We start from the raw sequence: 10009 nt of genomic DNA on the forward strand, positions 1-10009 counted from the left end.
TCGATCCTCGATCGCGCCGGCAACCGCGTAGCCGCGACACTGTCGACTCAATCTCCCCTTCGGCGCCGCCTTCCATGCCGCCCGGCACCGGGATCCTGCTCAACGACGAGAGATGGACGACTCCTCCCTCAAACCGGGGTGGGCAATTCCTACGGTCTGGCTCGGCGCGCAGCCAACGCCATCGCGCCGGGCGGCGGCCGCTCTCAGCATGACGCCGACCTTACCCGACGACGGCCGCCGGATCGCGATCCTCGGCACGCCGGGAGGCAGCCGCATCATCACCATGGTGCGCTGGCCGCGCTCGACTTTCAGCGCGGCGACCCGCCGCCTGGACTGGGTGGGGCTACGGCGTTATCACCATCAGTATCTGCCGGACGTCGTGAGCTACGAAGCGGGCGCGTTCGATGCGGACGAAGCGGCCGCCCTGACCGCTTGCCCGCGGGCACACGCTCGAGAACGCACGCGTCCTACGGCAACATGCAGGCGATCCCCTGTGGGATCGCGCGGACAACCGCGTCAGCGCCGCAAGTGACCCGCGCGGTGGTGGCAGCGCTGCGTGACGCGCTGACAAACGTCGATGTAGCCCGGATGCAGGCGCGAAGCGCGAAATCCGGGGAATCCTCCTTGTAGACATTGCACCCGGATTCCGCTACGCTCATCCGGGCTGCGCATTGCGCCCGCCCTCGTAGTCGATGGTCAGCGGGGCGTGATCCGGAAAAGCGCTCGTCCTTGGTAGATCGACACCTGCCTGACCCGGTCCTTCAGTCCGGGCGTGATTACCTGGTAGTCGATGCGCCAGCCGACGTTCTTGGCCCAGGCCTGACCGCGATTGGACCACCAGGTGTACTGGTCCGCCTCCTGATTGACGACGCGGAAGGCGTCGACGAAGCCGAGCGGCCCGAACAACTGATCCATCCAGGCGCGCTCCTCGGGGAGAAAGCCGGATTTCTTCTGTTTGCCGCGCCATTTCTTGATGTCCAGTTTGGTGTGTGCGATGTTCCAGTCGCCGCAGATGACATACTCGCGCTTCCGGCGGCGGAAACCCTTGAGCACCGGCACGAAGCGTTCCAGAAAATCGAATTTCACCGCCTGGCGTTCCTCGCTGCTGGAGCCCGACGGGAGATAGAGCGAGATCACGCTGAGCGCACCGAAATCGGCCTGGATGAAACGCCCCTCGCGGTCCATGTCCGGCCAGCCGAGCCCCATCGTGACCCGGTCCGGCTCGCGCCGGCAGTAGAGCGCCACGCCGCTGTAACCCTTCTTCTCCGCATCGTGGTAATAGGCGGAATATCCCGCCGGACGCAGCAGCTCGTCGTTCAGTTGATGCTCCTGCGCCTTGGTCTCCTGCAGACAGACCACGTCGGCGTCCTGCCGCGCGAGCCAGGGGAAAAAGCCCTTGCGGGCCGCCGAGCGTATGCCGTTGGCATTCAGGGTGATGATGCATCGATGCCATCCCTACAACTGTCGAAGGCCCCGATGATACTGGAGCCGGCGCGCCGCGTGAATTTGGAAGATGCGGGAATTTTGCCGGATGGCTTGACATCTGAAATTTTCATTTCACACTAGACCGATCAGCGCTCCCCGCAGAGGGGGCTGAGGGGGATGAAACGGTCGCGCTCCGCCGTCATACACCCGCACGCACTGGACTGATCCGGTCCCGGCACGACTGCCGAGGCGACGAGGATAAGGTCCCGGGGACAGCTTCCCCCCAGGCATGGCGACGCCGCAGTCACCACCGCCCATCACCCGAACTCCCGTATACCACCTCACACCCGACCCGGCCGCGCGTCGGGCGCACGAGGTTACCCGAGTTTCTCCCCGGGCAAGGATGTCCATCGGGGAAACCGGCGCGGTCCGGCGGATCTCCGCCGGACCGTACCGTAATCCCGCCACCCAGGCGGAACGCAGGCACACTACCGGTCGCACCGCCAGGGAGGCGCTCGCCCGTCCGCAATCCACAGCACCTCCGGCCATTGCCTACGCAGACGGCCGATGACCCGCAGCACGCGCCAGACAGCGGTCATCCTCAGTCGAACATGCAGCGACCGGAAATGGTACGACAGAAAAAGCGGCCCCGGCGCCGCTTTTTTTCTGTCCATAAATGCCGTCGACACGGGTGGAGGGACACCGACACATGATCACGATCGCCATCGCCAATCAGAAAGGAGGATGCGGCAAGACCACCGCCGCCATCAATCTGGCCGCCGCACTGGGACGCAACGGCCAGCGCGTACTGCTGGTCGATACCGACCCCCAGGGACACGCCTCGCTGGGACTGGGACAACAGTGCGCCAATGTGAATGGACTGTACGAGGTCTTCATCCAGGAAGCGGACCTCCGCGAGGTCATCATCCCCGCGGTGACCCCCGGCGTCGATCTGGTGCCCTCGACCATATCGCTCGCCGCGATCGAGCACCTGCTGGCGGATCTGCCCCGCCGGGAACGCCAGCTGGCCCAGCATCTGGAGGGCCTGCCGCCGAAATACGATTTCACCGTCATCGACTGCCCGCCTACGCTCGGACTGCTCTCGTTCAACGCCCTGCGCGCCGCCGACCTTGTGCTGATCCCGGTGGAGATGAGCGTGTTCGCGCTGGACGGGGTGGACCGCCTGCGCGACACCATCGAACTGCTGGCGGAAAAATACGAGCTCGACATACCGGTACGGATACTGCCCAACCTGGTCGATCACCGCACCCGTTTCACCCAGGACACGCTGCAGCGCCTGAAGGAGCGCTTCGGTGACGAGATCCTCCCGGTCAGCATTCACTATACGGTACGGCTCAAGGAGGCCGCGGCGCGCGGGATTCCCATCATCGATCATCTGCCCGGTTCGGTGGCGAGCGACAATTACCGCGCCCTGGCCGCGGAGATCCTGCGCCTCCATGCGCACACCCCGCCGCATGTCCGACCCGGGCCTGACGCGGAGGACGATACCCTTGCCGTCCCCGCCGGCGCGGAACCGGAGGTTGAGACGGGCGATGCGCGGGAGATCAGCCTGATCTTCCACGGACCCGCCGGGATCGACATCCGGATCGCCGGCGATTTCAACGGCTGGGCGCCCGACCAGGGGGTGACGACGGAACGCCATGACGACGTGCTGATCAAGACCCTGCGCGTCGGTCCCGGACGCTATCAGTACCGCCTGGTCGTCAACGGGGAATGGCGCGCCGACCCCACCAACCCGCGCTTCGTGACCAATGAGTACGGCGAGATCAACTCCGTGCTCGACGTGGAGGACGTCCCACAGCTCGTGCCCGCATGACACGCGGCCTGGAGGACGCCGGCCCGAAGGAGCGGCTGCAACGGATCAGCCGCCATTTTCTCGATGAAGGGCCGGCGCCCGCGCGCATCGCCGTGCTCGGCATCGCGGGCGATGCCGATGCCCTCCCCGTCCACGGCCTGGCCCGCGCGCTGGCCGCACGCGGCGTCCCGGTTGCTGTCGCCGATACGACCGCGAGTCTGCTCGAGCTGGTATACCGAGATCCCGGCATGAGCTCAACAGTGGAGGAAGCACTGCCTGAAACCGGCACCGAGGACATGCTGGCAAGACTGCGCCGCGGACCGCGCCCCGATCTGATGCTGGTCACGGCGCCGCCGACAGACGCACAGCCCTGCGCCCTCGTCCTGCTGGGCGTCCCGCTGCAGGCCCGCGGCATGCGCTCCGCCTATCTGATGCTCAAGGCGCTGGCGCAGCTGGCGCCGATACCCGTGATCGGGGCCACGCTGACGGGCGCCCGCACGCGCGACGAAGCCTCGGTGGGCTTCACCCGCTTCGCGTCCGCGGCGCGGCGCTTTCTCGGCATCGACCTCGTCAGCTACTCGTATCTCGCCGCCGGCCGCTCACGCGGCGAGGACGAGGCGTCCCTCAACGATATCGCGCGCCTGCTGCTGGCCGATTTGCGCAGCACGAACGCGTCAGATCCGGCGGCGCGACCGCCGCACCAGGAGGCCCCATGGGTATGCGGTTGAAGACCCTCGCGCTGACGTCCGAACAGATCCTGCGCGAACTGATCGTGGATGCGCTGCCGCATGTCCTCGGCGAGGATTCCTCGGTCGTCACCGACGACCTTCCGTTCGAGGGCAGGCATCTGTTGTGTCTGGATGCGAACCGGCGCCCGGCGCTGGTCAGCTTCGATGCCCGCGATGGCGGCCGCGCGCTGCTCGCGGGCCTGCTCGCCGTGGAACGGCTGGGCGACAACCGCGGCCTGCTGTACCGGCTCTATCCCGCGCTGTTCCAGGGCGACGGCGGCAGGCTCGCGGACGGTGACCTTCGCCTCGTGCTGCTCGCGCCGGAGGCGCCCCCGGGCCTGGGCTACCTCGCCCGCGCCTTTCCCGCCCTGAGCGTGTACACCTTCCGCGTCCTGGACATCGGCGGAGACATCGGCCTGCTGATCGACCCGGTCACGTCCGGGCAGCGCAAGAACGAACACATCCCGGCAACCCAGACCGCGCCGTTCCGCTGCGGCCTCGATGCGGGGCAACAGCTCTCGGCCGAGGAGGAACGTCACTTCGCCGATGCCTGAGGTCCGCGATTCCCCCGCCGGCGCCGGCCCGCTAGAATAGCGCGGACACGGAACCCAGGAGTGATCGATGCAGGACTACCAGCAGGCCTTTCTCGACTTCGCCATCGCCCGCGGCGTGCTGCGCTTCGGCGAGTTCACCCTCAAGTCGGGCCGCCTGAGCCCGTATTTCTTCAACAGCGGACTGTTCGACGACGGCGACGCCATCGCCGAGCTGGGGCGTTACTATGCGGCGGCGATCCGCGGTTCCGGCCTCGCCTTCGACATGCTGTACGGCCCGGCCTACAAGGGCATCCCGCTCGTCGTCGCCACCGCGATTGCGCTCAGCGACCGCCACGGCGTCAACGTCCCCTACGCCTTCAACCGCAAGGAGGCCAAGGACCACGGCGAGGGCGGCATCATCGTCGGCCACGCGCTGACGGGCCGCGTGCTGATCATCGACGACGTGATCTCCGCCGGCACCTCGGTGCGCGAATCGGTGGACATCATCCGTAACTCCGGCGCGACCGTCGCCGGCGTGGCCATCTCGCTCGACCGCCAGGAGCGCGGCAAGAACACGCAGTCGGCCATCCAGGAGGTCGAGTCGCAGTTCGGCATCAAGGTGGTCAGCATCGCCAATCTGGATACACTGATCCGCTATCTGTCGAAACGCGACGATCTGGGGCCGGTGCTGGAGCGCATCGAGGCCTATCGGAAGGAATACGGCGCAAAAGCCACCGCCTGAAAAATCAAATGTAGCCCGGATGAAGGCGCAAGGCGTCGGAATCCGGGAGTATTTACCAAGTCCATCCCCGGGTTCCGCTACGCTTCATCCGGGCAACGTTACTCCAGAAAAGACAAAAAAGGGCACTGACCCCTTTCCTCACCTATCTCCCCGACCGGTCACGCCTTGCACGGAAAGCCTGCCCAATAAATACGAGAAAGTCTGCAAAGCTATCTGCGTCTCCGCTCTTCACCACAAACTCCGGCACTGCATGGCCGTGCATATTGTTCCCCAGCCCATGGGACACGGCTTCGAGTTCGGCGCTGTGTACTGCTGCAGTGATGCGAATGCTATTGGCCGGATTTTTCTTCGCGGCCTCACCAATGAGATAGAGCTCAGCGAAAATCGGGGACCCGACCTTATACCAGTTGGCTCGGTAGATGGCCGGCTCTCCAGCCAGCCATTCGCAAATCGCGAGCGCCTTTTCACCTAGCGCCTTAAGTGCGGGTGGTGAATCTTCAAGCTTCATGTCCTTCCTCCTGGTTGTGACACCTAACGCAGAGCTAACCTGCGAGCTACGAGGCGCGAAGCGCCGACGTAGCGAGTCAGGTTGAGCGACGTGTTATGCCTATTACTTGATTGCTTCGTACACATAGGAGCCAAGCACATTTAAAATGATTGCTGTCGCCATAGAGATTGCCAATGACCACAGTGGATGTTGCTTAATGAAGTCTGTCATCCGGTAAAACAGCGCCTTTCGGATTCGTTTTATCTCAGTCTGACATTGGGCAATTGTTTCATCAGACACTTTCTCTCGCCTAAGCCGCTCGACGCAATCTGTGCAAATAATTGGGTCGTGACACGAGTAGACGACATCGGTTTTAATTCCGTTCATGTCGAACAGACAACCACGTGTCTCGTCATGAGTGAAGTAGGTGTGTTCTGCGGTTTCTGGTATGCGATTGCCGCTCCGTTTATACAGAAGCGTATACGCATAAAGGAGCCGATAGATAACGTTCTCAAGGGTGATGTTGGAGAATCTGAGAATTTCTTTGATCTCGTGAAACGAGAAAACTACCCTGTTCGCGGAGAGTCGACGCGAATACCAATTAAGCTCAATTGGTACATTCACGATGGCAATTAGGAATTCGCCATTGAATTTATTCGGCAGAACTTCCTCCAAGGCCTTGTCGGTAAACTCCCACCCATAGCCGTCAGAATCGCAGGTAAGCGAATAGCTTTCTATTCCATCGGCTATTTCAAATACTGAGGACTCCCACTCTTTTATCTTTTGCCTGTTGAAATCGGCGGGCATGTGTCCAACCGTGGCCACGGTTATTCTAGTTCTCGACATTGCCGCTCCCTTTTCTAATAGGCATAACGTGCAGCTAAGGGGCGCGCCGAAGGCGCGTCCCAGCGACCGGAGGGAGCAAACTTGAGCGTAGGGTTAGGGTGTTCCTATTTATAACTTTCATATAGGCCTTTGATATATTCAGCGCGCTTCTCTGTCATATCCGCTATACATTCGCTTTGATTTACATGATTAGAACCGCCAATAAGTTCCTGCGAAAATTCACATTCCCTATCTCTAAAAACTATCCATGCTCGTTGAGCTGCAATTAGCTTCTTCTTGGCTTCTCGCCAAGCTGGTTTGTTCATCACAGTCATAAGATTTCGATAGGCATCATTCAAGTCTTTGTCGGCGACCACTGATGCGTTGTAATTTTTGCAGGAAGCCCAAGGGGTGCTACCTTCTAAAAATTGGTCACAGTTCAATTCTTCTGCCATTGCTCCACGCGGGGATGGCAACATTACAGAAAGCGCTATAAACATCGTAAGTAAAATCTTCATGGGGATACCTACCCTAACTACAATTCGACGTCATCAGTGATGTATAAATCCAGCCGCTCGCCGCATAACACCTCCGCGCCATCTTCAATTCATTGTTTCGCATAGCGGTGGCCGCATAAAACACATCGTCTTTCATCCGCAAACACATCACCCGTCATCTCCCAATATAATCGCCCCCTCACCCCATCACCAGTTTCAACCCCACCAGCAACGTCACCACCTCGAACGCCCGCTTGATCAGCCGGTTGCCCTGCGCGATCGCGATGTGTGCGCCGAGGTAGCCGCCGATCAGTGAGCCGAGCAGCAGAGCGGGCAGCCAGTCCCAGCGGACCGTGGCCTGCAGGCCGAGGGTCAGCGCGCCGGCACCGTTCCAGAACAGGCCGACCAGGATCAGCGTGTAGGCGACCGCGCGTTTGTAATCCAGCCCGAACCAGCGGATCAGCCACAGCGTCGCGAACAGGCCCGTGCCGGAGGACAGCGAGCCGTTGACGATCCCGATCAGGAACAGGCCCGCCCCGCCGATCAGGTACCCGCGCCGGTCGCGGTGCCGCGGGCGGTGCTCCTGACCGAGGTCCGGCTTGAACCAGGAATAGACCCCCAGCCCCAGGGTCAGCAGGCCGAGCGTGACCTGAGCCGCCCGGTCGGGCACCTGCAGGATCAGGCGCGCACCAGCACCACCCGGGCAGACCGGCGGCGAGCATGAAGCCGGCGAAGCGCTGTTCCACCCCGCCGGCCTTCAGATACCGCAGCGTCGCGCCGATACCCAAGGCGACGGTTGCTATCTTATGCGTCGCCAGCGCCATGCCGAAGGGCAGGCCCAGAAAGATCAGCACCGGCAGCTGGATCAGCCCGGCCCCACCCCCGGACAGGGCCGAGAACATGTTCGCCAGGAGTGATATGGCAAACAGGATCAACTGGCTCAGCCAGTCCATGGCACACACTCAGATGAAATCATCGCCTCGTCCGTTCATCACCCGGCCGTCCCGCCCCCGCGATTCCGCGTGGCCGGCCTCGAGTATACCCCGGCGCCCGTACCCGGCGGCGATCCTCCTGTGTCTGTGCCTGGCCGCCACGGAGGCCCACGGCGCCGCCTACAAATGGACCGACGAGCAGGGCCGCGTCCACTATGGGGATACCATCCCCCCGGCGGAGATCCACCGTTCCTATGAGCAGCTGGACAAGCAGGGCCAGGTCAGTAAACAGGTCGACGCCGCGCTGGAAATCCGCAGGAGCGCGCGGAACAGCGGCGGCGCGCGCAGGAACAGGCGGCGGCGCAGGAAGCGGAGCGCCGGAATGCGATTCGCGACCAGTATCTGATCGAAACCTACCAGACGCGGGACCAGGTCAAGGCGGCGTACGACGCCAATCTGGGCAGCATCGACTCCTCCATCACGCTCGCCGATTCGGTCCTGGAAAAACTGGGCGCCCGGCGTGACGCGCTCGCGAGCAGAGCGGCCGAGAATGAACGGGGCGGCGAGATGACGCGAAACTCGAGGAGGGAGATCCGCGACATCGACCAGCAGATGGAAGACCAGCGTCGCTACATTGAGGAACGGCGCGACGAACGTCGGGACCTCGAAAACCGCCGCCGAGGATATCGCGCGCTTTGAACAGCTGCAGGCCAAGCGGCTCGAGGCGGAACGCAACCAGCAGCCCTGACTCGCCACGGCCTCAAATATTTGGGGTCAGAGTAAAAAATTCGCCAAGTATCGAAGTCGGAGCGCGGAACGGTGGCAGAGTTTTTACTCTGACCCCAAATTCCTCAGCGCCGGATCAGCGTCCCCACGCCCTCGTCGGTGAACACTTCCAGCAGCACCGCGTGTTCGACGCGGCCATCGATGATGTGCGCCGTATGGGCGCCTCCCTGCACCGCCTCCAGCGCGCAGCGCACCTTCGGCAGCATGCCGCCGTAGATGGCGCCTTCGGCGACCAGGCGGTCGACATCCTGGGCGTTGACGCGAGAGATCAGCTGCTCGTCCCTGTCCAGCACACCGGGGGTGTTGGTCAGCAGGATCAGCTTCTCCGCCTTCAGCACCTCGGCCACCTTCCCCGCCACCAGATCGGCGTTGATGTTGTAGGACAGACCGTCCTCGCCCAGGCCCACCGGCGCGATGACCGGGATGAAGTCGCTCTGCACCAGCATGTTGATGACGTTGGCGTTGATGCTGGCGACCTCGCCGACGTGGCCGATGTCGATGATCTCCGGGCGTCCATCTCCGGTGCCTGGCGCGTAAGGTCATCTTGCGCCGCGTGGATCAGCGAAGCCCGTCCGCGCCGGTGAGGCCGACCGCCCGGTGCCGCCGTGGCGGTTGATCAGCGCGACGATCTCCTTGATGACGAGGCCGCCCAGCACCATCTCGACCACGTCCATGGTCTCGCTGTCGGTCACGCGCATGCCGTTGATGAACTCGCTCTGCTTTGCCGATGCGCGCAGGCAACTTGCCGATCTGCGGGCCGCCGCCGTGCACCACCACCGGGTTCATGCCGACCAGCTTCATCAGCACGACGTCGCGGGCGAAACCGCTCTTGAGGACGTCATCTACCATGGCGTTGCCGCCGTACTTGATGACGATGGTCTTGCCAGCGAAACGGCGGATGTAGGGCAGCGCCTCGGTCAGCACCAGGCGATGTTCATGGCGGAATCGGCGGTCAGTGTCATCAGGCGCGTATCTCAGCAATTTGGGGTCAGAGTAAAACTCGCCGGTATCGAAGCCGAGGCGCGGAACAGCGGCAGAGTTTTACTCTGACCCCAAATTCCATCGAGCTTACGGCGGCTACCTGCGCAAATAGTGAGGCCCAGGCGCGCCGCGCTATATGAAAGACGACACTCCAGAACAGCAGTACCGAGTGTCCCGGATCGATCGCGCGGAGGGCGCGCCGGAAGGCCTCTGCACGCGCTTCAGACTTCGGCGGCATCATCCGCCTCGAAGCGGAT

At 62.9% G+C, this 10009-nt stretch carries 9 protein-coding genes and 3 pseudogenes; 6 read left to right on the plus strand and 6 right to left on the minus strand.

Features of this window, described 5'->3' with window-relative positions; all coding sequences use genetic code 11:
* The first annotated feature begins 208 nt into the window (after positions 1-208).
* Positions 209-532: a gamma-glutamyltransferase gene (locus IPM20_14205; protein MBK9132763.1), complete on the plus strand. Its 324-nt coding sequence runs from the start codon at positions 209-211 to the stop codon at positions 530-532.
* 123 nt (positions 533-655) lie between these two features.
* Here IPM20_14205 and xth read toward each other — a convergent pair.
* Positions 656-1440 (minus strand): annotated as a pseudogene (gene xth / locus IPM20_14210) (exodeoxyribonuclease III).
* Positions 1441-2134: 694 nt separating this feature from the next.
* Between xth and IPM20_14215 the strand changes: the two are divergent.
* The 4 genes from IPM20_14215 to pyrE all read left to right on the plus strand — a co-directional run bounded on the left by IPM20_14215 (position 2135) and on the right by pyrE (position 5244).
* Entirely contained in the window at positions 2135-3262 is a 1128-nt protein-coding gene (locus IPM20_14215; GenBank protein MBK9132764.1) for an AAA family ATPase, read from the plus strand.
* Complete coding sequence (locus IPM20_14220) at positions 3259-3969, plus strand: hypothetical protein (GenBank protein ID MBK9132765.1); 711 nt, start codon at positions 3259-3261, stop codon at positions 3967-3969. Before IPM20_14215 ends, IPM20_14220 begins: the two co-directional genes overlap by 4 nt.
* Positions 3954-4523, plus strand: a complete 570-nt coding sequence (locus IPM20_14225; protein MBK9132766.1) for a hypothetical protein — start codon at positions 3954-3956, stop codon at positions 4521-4523. The genes IPM20_14220 and IPM20_14225 overlap by 16 nt, the downstream gene beginning before the upstream one ends.
* 67 nt (positions 4524-4590) lie before the next feature.
* The gene (gene pyrE / locus IPM20_14230) at positions 4591-5244 is read left to right on the plus strand and encodes an orotate phosphoribosyltransferase (GenBank protein ID MBK9132767.1); all 654 of its coding nucleotides are present in this window, start codon (positions 4591-4593) and stop codon (positions 5242-5244) included.
* 142 nt (positions 5245-5386) lie between these two features.
* Here pyrE and IPM20_14235 read toward each other — a convergent pair whose 3' ends face one another.
* From IPM20_14235 to IPM20_14250, 4 genes and pseudogenes are all read right to left on the minus strand, one after another.
* Entirely contained in the window at positions 5387-5752 is a 366-nt protein-coding gene (locus IPM20_14235) for a hypothetical protein (GenBank protein ID MBK9132768.1), read from the minus strand.
* Between the two features lie 102 nt (positions 5753-5854).
* Complete coding sequence (locus IPM20_14240) at positions 5855-6577, minus strand: hypothetical protein (protein ID MBK9132769.1); 723 nt, start codon at positions 6575-6577, stop codon at positions 5855-5857.
* A 104-nt stretch (positions 6578-6681) separates the two neighbouring features.
* Positions 6682-7074, minus strand: a complete 393-nt coding sequence (locus IPM20_14245; protein ID MBK9132770.1) for a DUF1311 domain-containing protein — start codon at positions 7072-7074, stop codon at positions 6682-6684.
* Positions 7075-7252: 178 nt separating this feature from the next.
* Positions 7253-8006, minus strand: a pseudogene (locus IPM20_14250) (sulfite exporter TauE/SafE family protein).
* A 13-nt stretch (positions 8007-8019) separates the two neighbouring features.
* On the opposite strand from IPM20_14250, the gene IPM20_14255 reads away from it, so the two are divergent.
* Entirely contained in the window at positions 8020-8391 is a 372-nt protein-coding gene (locus tag IPM20_14255; protein ID MBK9132771.1) for a DUF4124 domain-containing protein, read from the plus strand.
* Between the two features lie 445 nt (positions 8392-8836).
* On the opposite strand, the pseudogene argB reads toward IPM20_14255, so the two are convergent.
* Positions 8837-9620, minus strand: a pseudogene (gene argB / locus IPM20_14260) (acetylglutamate kinase).
* Positions 9621-10009: the final 389 nt, after the last annotated feature.

The sequence above is a fragment of the Gammaproteobacteria bacterium genome, from assembly GCA_016716465.1.
GTDB lineage: Bacteria > Pseudomonadota > Gammaproteobacteria > SZUA-140 > SZUA-140 > JADJWH01.